The organism is Bradyrhizobium sp. (assembly GCF_019244115.1).
Taxonomy (GTDB): domain Bacteria; phylum Pseudomonadota; class Alphaproteobacteria; order Rhizobiales; family Xanthobacteraceae; genus Bradyrhizobium.
This window is the reverse complement of record NZ_JAFATE010000891.1, coordinates 1-17,073: the sequence shown is the minus strand read 5'-3', so window position 1 is coordinate 17,073 and position 17,073 is coordinate 1. Positions and strand designations below refer to the sequence as shown.

The following is a 17,073-nucleotide window of genomic DNA, read 5'->3' as shown; positions in this document are numbered from 1 at the left end:
ACCGAAACCGGGAATGTCGAGCTCTACAGCGACGGTGATGCTGCCGCCCCGCTTTTGCGCGCTGGCCTGACCTGTCGGCAACACGGCGGCAAATGCCGCAAGGAAAATTGACGCGACATCGCGCGCGAACCTTGGCTCTCATCGCAGCTTCCTCCGGCATGCTCGTCGTCCGGTGTTCCGGATCGGTGCTCGAGGTTCGCATCAGATTGGCCGGAAATGAATCCACCGGCAAGGGCGGTCGAATGATGCGAGATAAAAAGCCACAACCGCCATTCTGCGCAGCGGAAATCGTCAGCCCTGTCCCGCGACCGTCTCGCCCGAGAACGCCGCAACCTGATCCTCCGACAGCCCGATGTCCTTCAGTAAGGTCCGCGTGTGTTCGCCGAGCGTCGCCATCTTCCGCCCCGCGGCAACCTTGGCAGACGACATCCGGAACGGCTGGTTCAAGACCTTGAACGAACCGCCGCCATCCTCGACCTCGGCCAGCGCGCCACGGTGGGCGAGCTGCGGGTCCTGCAGCGCTTGCTTCACCGTGCGGTAGGCCGCGGACGGAACCCCTTCGGACGCGAGTGCGGCGAGACACTCCGCCGTCGTCACGCCGCGCGACCAGGCTTCGACACCGTCCATCAGCGCTGCCCAGTTCTGGCGGCGCTCGACATATTGCGCGAATCTGGGATCATCGACCCATTCCGCGCGGCCGATCGCCCGCACCAGACCCTGAAAAGTCTTTTCGCTGGCGACAGCGATCATGACATAGCCGTCGGAGGTCTGAATCGGCCCGAACACCGCGCGCTGGTACGGCTTGGTCTCGAACTGCGACCACTGCACCTCGTTGAGCGTCAGCGACAGCATCGCCTCCAGCATCGAGACATCGATATGCTGGCCGCACCCGGTCTTCTCCCGTTGATAGAGCGCCGCGCCGATGGCCCCGAATGCATACACGCCGGAGAGCACGTCGGCGTGATAGATGCCGCAATTGTCCGGCCGCGTCCTGCCCGACTGATGGGCGAGGTGCGCCATTTCATAGCCGGAGGCGGCGTGAATCACCGGCGCGTAGGCCGACAGCTCCGACGAAGGACCGCTCTGGCCGTAGCCCGAGATGGAGCAATAGACCAGCCGCGCGTTCAGCCTGGCCAGCGTCTCGAAATCGAGCTTCAAGCGCTTCATCACGCCGGGCCGAAAATTCTCCACCAGCACGTCGGCGCTTCCCACCAGGCGGCGCACCGCTTCGACACCGGCTTCTGATTTCAGGTCGAGCACCAGGCTCTTCTTGCCGACATTGAGCTGGCCAAACGTCGTCGAACAGCCGTTGCGCAGCGGCGGACGGATGCGCATGGTTTCGCCTTCGGCAGATTCGATCTTGATCACCTCGGCACCGAGATCGGCGAGCATCCGCGCGCAATGCGGCCCGGCGATCGTGGTGGAAAAATCCAGCACGCGCAGGCCGGCAAAACTTCCTGTCAAATTGCTCTTATCGTTCTCGGGTACCATCACCTTGACGCTCCCTGACTGACCCTGATGGGCGCTTGATTTGTTTCCTTTCTAGTTGCCGCCCATCGTCAGCGAAAGCGTCCCGCGCGCAACGTGCCCCCTGGCACGCGCCGGCCGTTCGGCTGAAAAACTGGACCCGTTCTTGCATAGCAGCAATCGCGACTCCGAGGGGCATCTCTTGAAGGTTCTCTTTGTCACGACGGAAATGGACGACTTCGTCCGCGTCGGCGGCCTCGCCGCCGTCTCCGCCGCGCTGCCGCGCGCGCTCCGCTCTGGGATCGATGTTCGCGTTCTGCTGCCCGGTTGCCGGGGCGTCATCGAACAGATCAGCCATCTCGAGATCGTCGGCCGCTGCTCGGCGATGGCTGAGATGCCCGGCGCCACGCTCGGCCGGGCCGCCACCCGCGACGGGCTGCCGGTCTATGTGCTGATCTGCCCAGAACTCTATGACCGGCCAGGCACGCCCTATGGCGACGAAACCGGCCGGGACTGGCCCGACAATGACATTCGCTTCGGCCGCCTGGCCGCCGCAGCTGCCGAGCTTGCCATGGGCAGATTGGACAGCAATTGGGCAGCCGATGTCGTGCATGCCAATGACTGGCAGGCGGCGCTGACGCCGGCGTACCTCGCCTGGAGCGGCGCCCGGCTGCCGTCGGTGCTGACGATCCACAACCTCGCCTATCAGGGCCTTTTTCCCAAGGAGACGCTGCGCCGGATCGGCGCGCCGGACGCGTCGTTTCATGTCGAGGGCCTCGAGTTCTACGGCCAGCTTTCCTTCCTCAAGGGCGGCATCGTCTATGCTTCGCATCTGACGACCGTCAGCGGCACCTACGCGCGCGAAATCACAACGACCGAATTCGGCTGCGGGCTGGAGGGTCTGTTGCGGATCCGCGCCGACGCCGGAGAGCTGACCGGAATCCTGAACGGCATCGACGAGAGCTGGGATCCGCGCTTCTGCGCGCAACTGGCGCAGCCGTTCGGCGCCGGCGATTGGGACGGCAAGCGCGCCAACGCCGACTATGTCCGCAAGCAGTTCGGGCTCGCGGTCTCGCGCGGACCTCTCTTTGGCCTGGTCGCGCGGTTGGTGCATCAGAAGGGCATCGATCTCGTGCTGTCCGCCGCCGACGAGATCATCGAGACCGGCGGCCAGATCGTGGTGACCGGCAGCGGTGAGCCTGACATCGAGCAGGCGCTGGTCGATGCGCATCGCCGCAGGCCGGATGCGATCGGGGTCGCGATCGGTTTCAACGATGCCCAGGCGCGGCGGATCTTCGCCGGCAGCGATTTCACGCTGATGCCATCGCGCTTCGAGCCGTGCGGGCTCAGCCAGATGTATGCGCAGCGCTTCGGCTCGCTGCCGATCGGCCACCAGACCGGCGGCCTCGCCGAGACCATCACCGACGGCGAGACCGGTTTTCTGTTCAGCGCTCCCTCGATCGAATCCTTCCGCGGCGGCATCCGCCGCGCATTCGCAGCCTTCATGGCGGCCGATCGCCTCGACACCATGCGCCGCAGCGCCATGGCGCGCAGCTTCAGCTGGGACCTGTCGGCAGCCTGCTACAGCACGCTGTATCGACGGGCGCTGGCGCGCTAGGCAAAAAATGCGGGAGCGCGGCCGGCCAATCGCGCCGTATCGGCCCCGATTACCGTCCCCTGACCGAGATGTGATGCGCGAACGCGCGCCAGCCATTGTAAGGGAGGAAACATTTCGACAACACCGATAGCGATGAAGCATTTCTCATGAAGCGCGACCGCGTCCGGCACACCCTCTCATCGATCGCTCAACCGCTGCTCATCCTGGCCGTGACCTTGGCCGTGCTGGAGGTCGCTCTCCGCATCGCCGATTTTACCGAGCTGCGCGACACCGTGAGCGAGCATTCCCCCGGTTACGATTACGACGCCGAACTCGGCTGGGCGCCGGTGCCGAATCTATCGTCCGAGATGACGACCTTCCGCACCACGCATTTCAAGCACAACAGCCTCGGTTTGCGTGACGAGGAGTTCACGCCAGGCGACAAGCCCACCATTATGTTTCTGGGAGACTCCTTCGTCTGGGGCCTGGACTCCGAAGCCAACGAGCGCTTCACCGAACTGTTGAAACCAAGACTGCCTGCCTACAAGATCCTCGCGGCAGGCGTTGCGGGATACGGCACCGACCAGGAATACCTGCTCCTGAAGCGGTTGTGGCCGAAGGTCAAACCAGCGGCCGTCGTCCTGGTGTTCTGCTCGGGGAACGACCGCTTGGACAACGTGACGAACGTCCGCTACGCCAATTATCACAAGCCGTATTTCGCGACCGGGCCGGACGGATCTCTGACGCTGATGGGAGAGCCCGTCCCGAAATCGCATCTGCTCTACTACCGGGATGACTGGCTGGTGCGAAACCTGTGGCTCGCCCGGCTCGTGACCGACGTCTATCTGCGTCTTCGCTACCCGCCGGTCTTCGTGCCCGATCCGACCGAAAAACTCGTGGGAAAGATCCGCGATTTCGTCGAAGGCAACGGAGCCAGGTTCCTGGTCGCGATCCAGGATCACGACACCGCACTGGCGAGTTATCTGGAGGCGAAGGCGATCCCGTTCGCAAAACTCGAAGGCGCCCCGCATTACACGGCCGGCTGGGGCCCGCATTGGACGCCCGAGGGCCACCAGATCGTTGCCGACCGGATTTTTCAAATGCTGGCCGCGGACCATATCGCGGGCGAGAGCCCCGCCGCCCGCTAGAGCCGTCCCGGTACATCGCGCATCGCATCGTCAGCCCCGTTGGCATGGCGAACTGCCAGGCAACTACGGCCACCTCGCTCCGATGATCCGGCCCGAAGGCGGGGGTTTTCTTTTGCCGCGACGACGCTACAAGCGTCGCAGACTGGGCGCGGCGTAGCGCGGGTTCAACTTCCAAATGTGGACACAGCCCCGCCACGCGAAGGACAAGCGATAACCCCGAATTAAGCGCAAAGATGGCAGAAACTTGCTGCGGATTCGATACTGGAACCATGGAGCGAGCCGATAATGTTGAGTGCTGATGGGAATAAGCCGACCGGAAAGCCTGGCCAGCGCAAGCGAAAGGGCGAAGGCAGGAAGGCGGCGGAAGCACGCAAGCGCAAGACGGTTCAAGAGGCCGCTCAAGAGGCTCACCAGCCGGATCAGCAGGATACCGCCGAGGCGATCAACTCACCTGTCGCTGCGATCGAGGATGCCACGATCAGCGCTCCCGCCGTCGCCTCTCCGCCTGATGCCGAGGTGGCGACGGAGAGTGCGGCAATGGTCGAGATCGAGGCCGCTCCGGTCGAAACGCTCCCTGACGACAGTTCATCCGCCGCCTCCGAGGCCGTGAGTGCGACGGATATCGCGGCCGAGACCTCTCCCGCCGCTCTCGCCGCGATCGACTGGTCGCCCGCCGCAGCGCCGGAAGCTGTCCCGCTTGTGTCGGCGGAACCCGCTCCGGCCGCAGCGGTCGAAACCGCTCCGGTTGCCTCGGTGGAGGCTGTTTCCGCTGCGCCGAGGGAGACAGTTTCGCCTGCATCGGCCCCGGTCAGCTACCAGACCCTTGCCAACGCCTATGGCGACCTCACCCGCCGTTCCCTGGATCAGACCACATCCTTCTTCGAAAAATTCTGGGGCGTACGCTCGCTCGACAAGGTGTTCGAGCTGCAGACCGAATTCGCCAAGCAGGCGTACGATAATTTCGTCATCGAATCGCAGCGGATCCGCGACCTGCACTGTGAACTCGCCAGACAGCGCCTGGAACGCTGGGAAGGTTTTGTCGGGATGACCAAGGCGCGCTGAGCGTCACGCGCGTGCCTTGCCGGACTCGGCTCGCCGGGTCTCCGGCATCAGCGCTGCGATCACGGCGAGCCCCAGCGCCGCCACGGCGGCAAGTCCGAGGAAGGCGATCTCGCTGCCGAACTTGTCGCTGACAAAACCCGCCAGTCCGTTCGAGAGCGACGCACCGATACCGGTCGCGGTCCCGACAACGCCCTGCGCCAGGTTGAAGTGGCCGCTGCCGAACGCAACGTCGGCCACGATCAGCGGCACCATCACCGCGAACACCGACGCGGTGATGCCGTCGAACAGCTGCACGATGACGAGCAGATAGGGATCGCGGACGGTCGCGAACAACAGGCCGCGCACGGCGAGCGCGCCAAACCCGATCAACAGCAGCGGTCGCCGGCCCCAGCTTTGCGCCTTGACGCCGACCGACGGCGACAACAGCGCAACGATGGCCTGCGGCACGATGATGCAGGCGGCGATCAGCACCGGCGCCCACTGGCTCGACCGCGCCGTGACGACGCCGGCCATCAGCGGCAGCATCGACGCATTGGCAAGCTGCAGCAGCAAAAGGCTGCCCGCGAAGATCAACAGCGGCCGCCGGCTCACCAGGTTCGCCACGGTGGTCGATTTCACATCGACCTGCTCGCTCGGCACCGCGCCATGGGCGCGCGCGACGTCGACTTCGTCCTCACGCATGCGCACCAGCGCCAGCAAGGTCGGGATCGCAAGCGCAGCCGTGACCAAAAACACCGAACGGCTGGAGAGCAGGTAGCCGCAGGTGCCCATCAGCGCGGCGGCAAAACCGTTGCCGAGCGAGGCGAAACGGGCATTGCGCCCGAGCCGCTCGCCGATCGCAAGCGGACCGACCAGGCCGAGGCTGATCGCGGCGATCGCCGGTCCCAGCACGCAGCTCGCCGCCGCATGCAGCGCGGCGGCCGTCATGACGACGGGAAAGATCGGCCACGCCGCATAGGCAAGCGCCACGCAGCCGATGGTCGCAACCGCAAGGCCCGCCACCAGCCGTTCAGATTTCGCCGCGTCGATGATCGCGCCACCCGGCATCTGCCCAAGCAGGCCGACGATGCCGGCGATCGAGAGCACGAGGCCGATCTCGCCCTGCGTCCATTTTTCCGTGGTCAGATAGACCGCGATGAACGGACCAAAACCGGTCTGCACGTCGGCCAGGAAGAAAATGAACCAGTCGAGCGCGCGCAGACTCCGCTTCGAGGGGTGCGGCGGCTCGCCGGTCGCGACGATGACCTCCGGCAAACGACGCGCGGTCGCGGTCGCTGGATTGCGGCCATCGTCCCTGTTCCGCTCGCGCCAATGAGACGGGGCCACCACCCGACCGCCCTACTCTAGTGCTCGTCCAGCGGCTGCAGACTTCCGGCGGCGCCCAGCACCACGATCGGCTTGTCCTCCTTGTATTCGGGCGCAGCGGCGACCTGCGCCTTGGTCAGTTCAAGGGTGATGTTGTCGCTCTTGTCGGCGACGCGCCCGAAATGCAACGCGTTCCAGTCGACGACGATCTTGCGGCTGCCGACGCCGAGGAAGCCGCCGAAATCGATCACGGCAGCGCGCACGGTGCCGGTGCGATCGACGATCACGTCGACCATCCGTCCCATGTCCTCGTTGGTGGGGCTGCGGACGTCACGGCCGAGCACCCCATGCGCCTCGCGCGGCGCGATGATGGTCACCGATGCCGGCGGCGTCTCTTCCTTGGGCGCCGCCTCCTTCGCAGCCTTCGACGGCTCGGTCTGCGGCTCGTTTTCGGCGTGCGAAGTCACCGCTGCGAAAGCCGCAAGCAAGAGGCCGATTGCCAACCACCGAGGTGCTGTACGCATGAGGTCCTCCCCTCGTCGTTTCGGCGCTAGCGCCCAAGCACGATCGAGACCTGCACCTCGCCGCGCCGGCGGAGCACCTCCATCGACACATCGTCGCCGTGGCGGCGGATCCTGAGGTCGATGGTGGAGGATCCGAGCCGCAGCTCGCGCAGCGTCACCTCGTGCAGGAACGGCGGCAGCCGCGGATTGCGCAGCCGGATCTCGCTTCGTCCGGCATCGAATTCGAAACCGAGCGCGGCCTCCAGCAGCGTGAACGGCGTGGCGCTGGCCCAGGCCTGCGGCGCGCATGCCACCGGGTAGAGCGTCGGTCCGCGATGCGGCTCGCGGCGGAAACCGCAGAACAGCTCGGGCAGCCGTCGCAGATCCATGTAGGTTGCGGCGTCGAACAGTCCCTTGAACACCTGCTCGACGGAATGTTTCAGGCCGTAGCGCGAAAGGCCAAGCGCGATCAGCGCGTTGTCGTGCGGCCAGATCGATCCGTTGTGGTAGGACATCGGGTTGTAGCGCGTCTCCCCCAGCGCGACGGTGCGGATGCCCCAGCCCGAGAAGAAGTGCGGCCGCAGCAGGTCGGCGGCGACCTTGCGGGCCCGGTCCTCGCGCGCCATGCCGCTGAACAGGAGATGGCCGGCGTTCGACGCGCGCACCCTGCACGGCTGCTTGTCGCCGTCGAGCGCGAGCGCGTAGGTGCCGAGCTCCTCGCACCAGAACGCCTCCTCGAAACGCTTGGCGAGCGCTGATGCTTCGACCTCGAGCTGCTGGGCGATCTCGCGCCGGCCGAGCCGCGCGGCGCACCGCGCCAGCAGCCGCTTGGCGGCAAACACATAGCCCTGCACCTCGCAGAGCGCGATGTCTCCTTCGGCCAGCCGTCCATCGGCGTGAAAGATCGCGTCGTGGGAATCCTTCCAGCCCTGGTTGGCAAGGCCGAGCTCGGAGGCGCGTTGATACTCGACAAAACCGTCGCGGTCCTTGTCGCCGCAGCTGTCGATCCATTCCAGCGCGGCCTCGAGCGCCGGCCACAGCTCTGCGATCGTCTCGTCATCGCCGGTGCGCTCGCCATAGAGCCCGGCCAGCAGCACGAACAGCGGCGTGGCGTCGACGCTGCCGTAATAGAGCGCGAACGGCACCTCGCGCAGCGCCGCCATCTCGCCGCCGCGCATCTCATGCAGGATCTTGCCGGGCTCGGCGTCGGCCAGCGGATCGACCGACTCCGCCTGATAGGAGGCAAGCCGCTTCAGCACGCCGCGCGCCACGCGCGGATCGATCCACAGCATCTGCATCGCGGTGATCAGGCCATCGCGTCCGAACGTGGTGGAGTACCAGGGAATGCCGGCATAGGGATATCGGCCCTGCGGCGTCTCGGTCATCAGCATGTTGAGATCGGCCATCGACTGGCAGAGCACCTCGTTGAAGATGTCGTTCGAGGTCTCGATCGAGGTCGCCCCTGCCGTGCAGTGGCGCATCTCGCGCCGATGCGCCAGCCGGCCCGGAAAGAACTTTGCCGGCTTGAAGTCGGATGGCCGGTTGCACGAGACCGACGCAAACAGTGCCGTGGTCTCCTGCGGAGCGAGGTCGAAATGCCAGGTCGCGGCGTTGACGGAGAGGCGCGACGGCCGCGGGTCGAAATGCAGCGCCGTGGAACGCGTCACGGCGTCGAGGCCCCTGTACTCGAACAGCACGTCGGCGGGGCTCGACAGCTTGCTGGCGCCGATGCCGCGGCGCTTGCGCTTCTCGCCGCGCACCTCGAAGAGATCGGCGAAATCGCTGTCGAACAGCAGCGTCAGGTCGAAGCTCGCGATGCGGTCGCCGTGATTCTGCAGCCCGATGCGCTGATAGGCGGTGCCGCGCCACAGGAAGATGGTGCGTACGATGTGCAGCATGTCCTTCTGCAGCACGAGCCGGCCCTGACGGTAGATGTCCGGATTGGTGAGATCGACCGTCAGCGCCGAATTGTCGTCGCGCAGGTTGGAGCCGAGCAGCAGCGGCTGGAGATCTTCGAACACGAGCTCCAACCGCGCCAGATAGCGCGTGTCGGCATGGAACAGCCCGTCCGGTCCCCCGGCCGAGGCGCCGATGTCGCCATGACTGTCGAGCAGGACGAAGGTGTCGTCGTGCTTCAGCGAGCGCCGCGGCCGCGCCGCGGGCCCCGTCATCGGAATGTAGAACGGCTGCTCGACGACCTCGAACGGCTGCGACGCCGCGATGGCCTGGCTGACATCTCTTGTCATGATGATCTCGCGCTCCCCTGTAGCCAACGCACTTGACGCGAAAGCTCACGCAGCGAATTTCGCGAGCCGGCTCATTTCCTGCGTCACCAGCTCGCGATACGGGCCCTGCCGCTGCATCAGCCGCTCGGGCGGGCCGTCCTCGATGACCTTGCCGGCCTTCAGCACCACCACGCGATCGAAATGACGCAGCGTCGAAAGCCGGTGCGCGATCGCAATCACGGTGCGGCCGCGCATCAGCCGGCCGAGCGCCTCGCGGATCGCCTCTTCCGATTCGCCATCGAGCGAGGCGGTGGCCTCGTCGAGCAGTACGATCGGCGCGTCCTTTAGGAACGCCCGCGCGATCGCGATGCGTTGCCGCTGGCCGCCCGACAGTTTTATGCCGCGGTCGCCGACCATGGTGTCGAGCCCCTCCGGCAGCGCCTCGACGAAATCGCAGCGCGCCGCGATCGCCGCGCGCAGCACGTCGTCGTCGCTCGCACTCGGCCGGCCGTAGCGGATGTTTTCGCGGATCGAGCGATGAAACAGGGAAATGTCCTGCGGCACCACCGAGATCGCCTCCCGCAGGCTGAGCTGCGTGACGCGCGCAATGTCCTGGCCGTCGATGGTGATGCGGCCGCTCTCCACGTCGTAGAACCGCTGCAGCAAGGCAAACACTGTCGACTTGCCGCCGCCGGACTGGCCGACCAGGCCGACCCGCTGGCCGGGGTTGAGGCGCAGGCTGAAGCGCTCGAACACCTTTGCGCCGCCGGGATAGCGGAACGAGATGTTCTCGAAGGCGATCGCCGCGCCGCTGCGGACCAGGCTTTCCGCCTCCGGATGATCGCGGAGTTCGTGCGGTAGCAGCAGCGTCGCGATCGCTTCCGTCAGGCGCGCCACATGCTGGGTGACGTCGACCAGCGCGACGGCGAGATCGCGCGTGGCGCTCAGGATCGAGAGTCCGAGCGTGCAGACCAGCACGACGTCGCCGGTGGTCGCGCTGCCCTGTTGCCACAGCCGCACCGCCCAGGCGAGCAGCGCGATGGTCAGCACCAGCGTCACCAGGGCGTGGGTGATGCGCAGCTTCTCGAGATAGCGCAGGCTGCGGCCGCGGGCAGCGAGCTCGCGCTGCACGGTCGCATCGAACCGCTCATGCTCATGCGTCAGGCCGCAGAACGCGCGCACCAATGGCAGGTTGGAGATCACGTCGACCATCTCGCCATCGACCACGGCGGCCTTGTCGGCAAAATCGTCGTGCAGCGGCTTGCCCGCCGCCGCGAGGCGAAACATCATCATCACCATCGCGCCAGCGACGAGGATCAGCGCGCCCGACATCGGCAGGCTGACGGTGCCGATCAGGATGATGGCGGCGATCGTCGCGATACAGGGCGGCAGCACGTTCCAGACGAACATGTTCTCGACCGTGAACACCGCGTTCGACGTCGCGGTGATGCGGCTGGTCAGCATCCCCGGCAGGCGGTCGGAAAAATAGCTCGGCGCGTGGCCGGTCAGATGACGAAACATATCGCGCCGGAGATCGCCGGTCACGGCCACGAATGTGAAGCTCGCGGTCCAGCTCGCCACCCGCCACAGCAGATTGTCGGCCGCGATCAGCGACATGAGAAAAACGAATGCCAGCCATACATTGCTGGCGTGGTCCACTCCTGCCGAAAGACTGTCGACCAGGAACTTCACGCCATACTGCGTGCCCACCGAACAGGCAACTGCTACAATGACGCTGCTTAAGATGGCCAGATGGGATAACGGTCGCTGGCACAAATAGCGTAGCACGAACTGAAGCGGGCGATGCACATATCCCGATAGCTGATCCATGTGATTGCAAATCCGTGGCTGAGGGTCCCCAAGCTCCGACCGACTGAACGGCAGATCAGCCCATCCGGTTCCGGAGCGTCGCCGTTCTGTCAGTCAGATCACCTTGCAGTGAACGTGTGTACGAAGCTTCCGAAACGAAATACGCGAAAGGTCCGTCAGAGCTCTTCGTTGCGCAGGTCACGCTGCACCATTGATGCAGCGGCAGCAGCGCGAAGATGCGACATGACGTCCTCGAAGATGTAACCGTCCCGTCATGGAACTTCGCAAATGCGGGAACGTTCCCATTTCGACAGTCGGTGCCTGTCGAGCGGGGGCCGCCCATTCATGTCTATACACAGGAGGTAGTGAGATGCGCATCGCGCAGGTTGCTCCGCTGACGGAGGCTGTTCCACCCAAGCTTTATGGCGGCACCGAGCGGGTGGTACATTGGTTGACCGAGGAACTGGTCGCGCTTGGGCACGATGTCACGTTGTTTGCCAGCGGCGACTCGCAGACGTCAGCCAAGCTGGAGGCGACCTGGCCGAAGGCGTTGCGCCTCGATGGCGCCGTGCGCGATCCCAACGCCCTGCACATGGTCATGCTGGAGCGGGTGCGGCAGAAATGCGATGATGAGGAGTTCGATTTCCTCCACTTTCATCTCGACTATTATCCCTTCTCACTGTTCTTTCGGCAGCCGACGCCATTCTTGACAACCCTGCATGGCCGGCTCGACCTTCCGGAACACCAGCCGGTGTTCAGCACCTTCTCGAAGGTGCCGGTCGTTTCGATCTCCAATGCGCAGCGCCGTCCCGTGCCGCAGGCCAATTGGGTGGGGACGATCCATCATGGCCTGCCGGAGCAGCTATTGATGCCAAAGCCCAAGAACCAGACCTATCTGGCGGTGCTCGGCCGCATCGCTCCCGAAAAGGGTGTCGACCGCGCCATCAGGATCGCGTCGCGCTGCGGCATTCCCCTGAAGATCGCCGCCAAGGTCGATCGTGCCGATCTCGAATATTATGACGAGGTGATCACGCCGTTGATCAGGGGCAATCCGCTCGTCGAGTTCATCGGCGAGATCAGCGATCACGAAAAATCCGACTTCCTCTCCGGCGCGCTTGCGCTGCTGGTGCCGATCGACTGGCCGGAGCCATTCGGTCTCGTCATGATCGAAGCGATGGCCTGCGGCACGCCGGTGATCGCCTACAACCGCGGCTCGGTCGCCGAGATCATCGATGAGGGCCTGACCGGTTTTGTGGTCGAGGACGAAACCAGCGCGGTTGCCGCTGTCGGCCGGCTCGCGGAGCTCAGCCGGGCCACGATCAGGCGCCAGTTCGAGGCGCGCTTCACCGCGCGGCGCATGGCGCAGGATTATCTCGCGGCGTATCGGAGCTTGTTGGAGGAGTCGGAGCCGCGCATCAAGCTGGTCAGCAGCGCGGAGTAGTGAAAGCGTAGGGTGGGCAAAGGCGCTTGCGCCATGCCCACCGTCGTTCCGCGACCGTGGTCGGCATTGGTGGGCACGCTTCGCTTTGCCCGCCCTACAGATCGGCTCAATCGTCATCCGAGATGGCGCGCCAGGCGGCGCCGTCGAGATCCTCATACTGGCCGCTCCTCAGCGACCAAAGAAACGCGGCGAGGCCAGCGAGACCAAGGACGAGGGCCAGCGGCACGAGGATGACCAGGACTTCCATCATGACCTCCCGACCGAGCGCGCCCGCAGCGCATTCAGCATGACCAAAATCGACGAGCCGCTCATCGCAGCCGCCGCGATCAGCGGCGTCACCAGCCCGGCGATCGCGAGCGGCACCGCCAGTGCATTGTAGGCGATAGCCAGCAGCAGATTCTGCCGCATCACATGCAGCGCCTTGCGCGCAAAATCGATCGCCGCGAGCACCGGAGCGAGCGGCTTGCCGAGAAACACCAGATCGGCGGTCGACTGTGACAGATGCGCCGCCGAGATCGGCGACATCGAGACATGGGCGGCCGCGAGCGAGGGCGCATCGTTCATACCATCGCCGACCATCATCACCTTGCGGCCCTGCCGCTTCAATTCCTCGATACGCGCGATCTTTTGGGCCGGCGTAACGCCGGCGCGCCATTTTGCGATGCCGAGCGCCGCGGCCGCCGCCCGCACCGCCGGCTCGCGGTCGCCGGAGAGCATCTCGGTCCCGATTCCGCGCAGTTTTAGCGCCGCGATGATCGCCTCGGCGTCGGGCCGCAGCCTCTGCCGGACCGCAAACAGGTATTTTTCGTCACGGCGGCTGAATGCGACGATAGAAGCTGCGGGATCGACATCGGCGCGCGCCGCCGCGAGCGCCTCGGCGCCGCAGAAGGACGGCCGGCCGAGCCTGATCTCCACTCCATCGAGCTCGGCGCGTACGCCCTGCCCGGGCTCTTCGACCGCGCCGACCAGCGGCGATTTTGCCTGCGCCGCCTGAGCCACTGCCGAGGCCACCGGATGATGGCTCGACAGCGCGAGGCGGCCGGCGAGGCTGAACAGATCCGCGGGAATCTCCGCGGCGTTGGTGACTTCGAGCTCCGGCAAGGTCAGCGTGCCGGTCTTGTCGAACACGATATGATCGGCTTCCGCGAGCCGCTCGATCGCATCGCCGGCGTTGAGCAGCACGCCCGCCCTGAACATCGCGCCCGAGGCGACCGTCTGGACGGTGGGAATCGCGAGCCCCAGCGCGCAGGGACAGGTGATGATGAGCACGGCGACGCCGGTCACGATGGCATCATGCCAGCTCGCGCCGAGCAGCACCCAGCCGAGCACGGTCACGAGCGCGGTCACGTGCACGACCGGCGCATAGAGTCGCGAGGCGCGGTCGGCGAGCCGCATGTAGCGCGAGCGGGCTTTTAGCGCATTGTCGAGCAGGCGGGTGATTTCGGCCAGCAGCGTGCCTTCTGCGGCGGCCGACACCCTGACCCGCAGCGAGCCGGACATGTTGAGCGAGCCGGCATAGACCTGAGTGCCCTGCTCGGCCGGAACATGGACCGTCTCGCCGGTGATCAGGCTCTGGTCGATTTCGGAGCGCCCATCGATGACGGTGCCGTCGACGGCGCAGCGCTCACCCGGCCTCAGCAGCACGACGTCGCCGGGCTGGATCGCCGCGACGGGCACCACGGAGATCTCCTCGGCGCTCACGAATTTGGTCGCGGTCTCCGCCTTCAGCGCCGCGAGATTGCCGGCCACCGCGCGGGTGCGCCGGCGCATGTTCTGGTCGAGGAAGCGGCCGACCAGTAGAAAGGTGAGCAGCATGATCGCCGCATCGAAAAAGGCGTGCTCGGCGTGATTGGCGGTTTCCACCAGCGACATGCCGAGCGCCAGGATGACGCCGATCGAGATCGGCACGTCCATGTTGACGCCGCGCACGCGCAGTGCCGACCACGCCGAGCGGAAGAACGGCTGACCGGCGTAGGCTGCCGCCGGCAGCGCGATCAGCGCCGACATCCAATGGAAGAAATCGCGCTGCACGGGCAGCATGTCGCTGACATTGCCGGACCACACCGGGACCGACAGCATCATCACGTTCATGGTTGCGAAGGCGGCAACGGCGAGGCAACGCAGCAGAAAGCGCGACTGCTCGGCCTCCTTGACTTCCGCGCGCTCGGTCTCGAACGGATAAGCCTTGTAGCCGAGCTCGGCGAGCCGATCGATCAAGCGCGCCGGATCGAGCGTGCCCTGCTTCCATTCCAGCGCGACGCGGCGGTTGGTCAGGTTGACGCGGGCAAGCGTGACGTCGGGCAGCGCGGACAGTCCGCGCTCGATCTTTGCCATGCAGCCGGCGCAACTGACGCCCTCGACCGCGAGATCGATGTGCTTCAGTCCGGAGCCGAGATCCTTGACATAGTGCGAGAAGTCGCGCGTCGCCTGCATCGTCATTTCGCATCAGTCCAGCATCACACGGTTCTTGGACAAAAACATGCGTTCCCCGCCGGCCGCATCACCCTCGATCACCAGATCCCATTGCCCCGGCGCGACCGCGCCGGCACTGCCACGATAGACGCCAGTTCCAATTTCCGACAGCGCCACCGCAAGATCGGCGCGCTTGTCGGTCGGCCGCTCCAGCAGCCCTTTGAACGCGAGGCCGGACAGCGGCTGGCCGCTCTTGTCGTGCGCTGCGACTTCGAGGGTGGCAGCGCCATCAAGCCCGCGCACGATACGGGCATCGACCCGCCAGTCGCGCGCCGCCTGGTCCTCCGCGGTGTGAATCTCCTTTTCATAGCCGATGCTCGCGCTGTAGGCGCTGTCGACTTCAGTGCCGGGCAGCGTCGCGATCGCGAGCTTCATCATCGTGACGTTGACGCTGATCACGGTGCCGAAGAAGGCCAGCAGCATGAAGAGGACCATGCCGCCCGTCAGAGGCCGTCCGGTGAGAGGCTTTGGCGAAACCGTGGATAGGTGCATCTTCACTCCCTGCAAGGCTCAAGGGCTGACGAAATTGTCGGTCGTGGACGCGGCCTCGCCGAGCCCGATATCGGTGACGTGGAATTTGACCGGGATCGACTTCTCCGGATTGCTCTCCGCCGGCGCGGTGACCAGCACGCGCAGCTCCGCGGTCTGGTCGCGCGGAATGACGATCATCGGCCGGTCCGGGGTCACGGAATCCACGCCGACGATGTGGATTGTGCCGCCAGCGGGTCCCTCGACGTCGATCGCGATGACGCGATCAAAACCGCGCTTGTTGAGCAGCCGAACCGTATAGGCGTTGCGGATCGCACCGTCGGACAGTTTTACGGCGACCGGATTGCGATCATGCAGGACATTGACGTCGAGCAGCGAGCGCGTCAGCAGCGCATAGAGCATGATCGCGCCGACGGCGGCGATGACGGCGGCGTAGATCACCGTGCGCGGACGGATGATGCGGTAGATCGGCGGCTTGCCGGCCTCGCGTCGGTGGATGTTGATGTCATTGTCATAGCCGATCAGCCGCTTGGGCCGGCCGATCCTGGTCATCACGGCGTCGCAGGCGTCGATGCACAGCCCGCACTGGATGCATTCGAGCTGCGGACCGTTGCGGATGTCGATGCCGGTCGGGCAGACGGCCACGCATTGATAGCAGTCGACGCAGTCGCCGACCGCCTCGCCCTTGGCGCGAAGCTCCGCCGCCTTCTTCACCGAGGTGCGCTTCTCGCCGCGGTCATAGCGATAGGTGACGTTGAGCGCCCATTCATCCGTCAGCGCCGCCTGGATGCGCGGCCACGGGCACATATAGGTGCAGACCTGTTCGCGCATATGCCCCGCCAAAAGATAGGTCGAGGCGGTCAGGATGCCGATCCAGAGATAGGCGGCGAAAGGCGCCTGAAACGTCGCAAGCTGCTTCACCAGCGTCGGGGCATCATCGAAATAGAGCACCCAGGCGCCGCCGGTCCACCAGGCGATCATCAGCCAGAGCGTATGCTTGAGCACGATCTCACCGAAGCGGCGCGCCGTCCATTTTGCCGCGGCGGCGTCCTTTTTCATCCGCTCGCGCCGGTCGCCTTCGACCAGCCGCTCGACTGCGTAGAACAGGTCGGTCCAGACCGTCTGCGGACAGAGATAGCCGCACCAGATGCGGCCGCCGATCGCATTCATCAGAAACAGCGCAACCGCGGCAATGATCAGGAGGCCGGTAAAATAGTAGACTTCCTGGGGCCACAGCTCGATGAAGAAGAAATAGAAGCGGCGATTGGGGAAGTCGATCAGCACCGCCTGGCTGGGCGCGCCGAGGCCGCGATTCCAGCGCACGAAGGGCAGGAAGTAATACACGCCGAGGCAGAAGGCCATCAGCCCCCATTTGATCCGGCGAAAGGTCCCGGAGACGCTCTGCGGGTAGACCTTCTTGCGGGCCGCATAAAGCGGCCCGTCTTCGTCATAGTCCAGATCGGCCGCCTTGAAAGGTTTGTTCATGGCACGGACTCATCTCGCGTATGCAATAGAGTCTTAAGGCCGACTTCAGCAGCGCGGTTGATCCAGCTCA

13 protein-coding genes are annotated in these 17,073 nt (G+C 65.3%); 4 read left to right on the top strand and 9 right to left on the bottom strand.

Annotated elements, in window-relative coordinates; translation table 11 throughout:
* Positions 1-291 precede the first annotated feature (291 nt).
* The gene (locus JOZ76_RS37270) at positions 292-1,494 is read right to left on the bottom strand and encodes a CaiB/BaiF CoA transferase family protein (protein WP_441300166.1); all 1,203 of its coding nucleotides are present in this window, start codon (positions 1,492-1,494) and stop codon (positions 292-294) included.
* Positions 1,495-1,633: 139 nt separating this feature from the next.
* On the opposite strand from JOZ76_RS37270, the gene glgA reads away from it, so the two are divergent.
* The 3 genes from glgA to JOZ76_RS37255 all read left to right on the top strand — a co-directional run bounded on the left by glgA (position 1,634) and on the right by JOZ76_RS37255 (position 5,274).
* Positions 1,634-3,085 carry a glycogen synthase GlgA gene (gene glgA / locus JOZ76_RS37265; RefSeq protein ID WP_291706360.1) on the top strand — a complete coding sequence of 484 codons (1,452 nt, stop codon included), beginning with the start codon at positions 1,634-1,636 and terminating at the stop codon, positions 3,083-3,085.
* Positions 3,086-3,231: 146 nt separating this feature from the next.
* Complete coding sequence (locus JOZ76_RS37260; protein WP_291706359.1) at positions 3,232-4,212, top strand: SGNH/GDSL hydrolase family protein; 981 nt, start codon at positions 3,232-3,234, stop codon at positions 4,210-4,212.
* A 285-nt stretch (positions 4,213-4,497) separates the two neighbouring features.
* Entirely contained in the window at positions 4,498-5,274 is a 777-nt protein-coding gene (locus JOZ76_RS37255; RefSeq protein WP_291706358.1) for a phasin family protein, read from the top strand.
* 3 nt (positions 5,275-5,277) lie between these two features.
* On the opposite strand, the gene JOZ76_RS37250 is transcribed toward JOZ76_RS37255, so the two are convergent.
* The 4 genes from JOZ76_RS37250 to JOZ76_RS37235 form a co-directional block, all read right to left on the bottom strand.
* Complete coding sequence (locus tag JOZ76_RS37250) at positions 5,278-6,528, bottom strand: MFS transporter (protein WP_291706362.1); 1,251 nt, start codon at positions 6,526-6,528, stop codon at positions 5,278-5,280.
* Positions 6,529-6,617: 89 nt separating this feature from the next.
* A complete protein-coding gene (locus JOZ76_RS37245; protein ID WP_291706357.1) occupies positions 6,618-7,103 on the bottom strand; it encodes a PRC-barrel domain-containing protein in 486 nt (161 codons plus the stop codon).
* 26 nt (positions 7,104-7,129) lie between these two features.
* Entirely contained in the window at positions 7,130-9,328 is a 2,199-nt protein-coding gene (locus tag JOZ76_RS37240; protein ID WP_291706356.1) for an amylo-alpha-1,6-glucosidase, read from the bottom strand.
* A gap of 45 nt (positions 9,329-9,373) precedes the next feature.
* The gene (locus JOZ76_RS37235) at positions 9,374-11,137 is read right to left on the bottom strand and encodes an ABC transporter ATP-binding protein (RefSeq protein WP_291706355.1); all 1,764 of its coding nucleotides are present in this window, start codon (positions 11,135-11,137) and stop codon (positions 9,374-9,376) included.
* Positions 11,138-11,486: 349 nt separating this feature from the next.
* Here JOZ76_RS37235 and JOZ76_RS37230 point away from each other — a divergent pair, with 349 nt between their 5' ends.
* Entirely contained in the window at positions 11,487-12,557 is a 1,071-nt protein-coding gene (locus JOZ76_RS37230) for a glycosyltransferase family 4 protein (RefSeq protein ID WP_291706354.1), read from the top strand.
* A 106-nt stretch (positions 12,558-12,663) separates the two neighbouring features.
* On the opposite strand, the gene ccoS is transcribed toward JOZ76_RS37230, so the two are convergent.
* Genes ccoS through ccoG form a run of 4 tightly spaced genes read right to left on the bottom strand, consistent with a single transcriptional unit; the run spans position 12,664 to position 17,003 of the window.
* Complete coding sequence (gene ccoS, locus JOZ76_RS37225) at positions 12,664-12,804, bottom strand: cbb3-type cytochrome oxidase assembly protein CcoS (protein ID WP_291706353.1); 141 nt, start codon at positions 12,802-12,804, stop codon at positions 12,664-12,666.
* On the bottom strand, positions 12,804-14,990 hold the full coding sequence (locus JOZ76_RS37220) for a cation-translocating P-type ATPase (protein ID WP_291706361.1): 2,187 nt from the start codon (positions 14,988-14,990) through the stop codon (positions 12,804-12,806). Before JOZ76_RS37220 ends, ccoS begins: the two co-directional genes overlap by 1 nt.
* 12 nt (positions 14,991-15,002) lie before the next feature.
* Entirely contained in the window at positions 15,003-15,521 is a 519-nt protein-coding gene (locus JOZ76_RS37215) for a FixH family protein (RefSeq protein WP_291706352.1), read from the bottom strand.
* An 18-nt stretch (positions 15,522-15,539) separates the two neighbouring features.
* A complete protein-coding gene (gene ccoG, locus JOZ76_RS37210; protein ID WP_291706351.1) occupies positions 15,540-17,003 on the bottom strand; it encodes a cytochrome c oxidase accessory protein CcoG in 1,464 nt (487 codons plus the stop codon).
* Between the last annotated feature and the right edge of the window lie 70 nt (positions 17,004-17,073).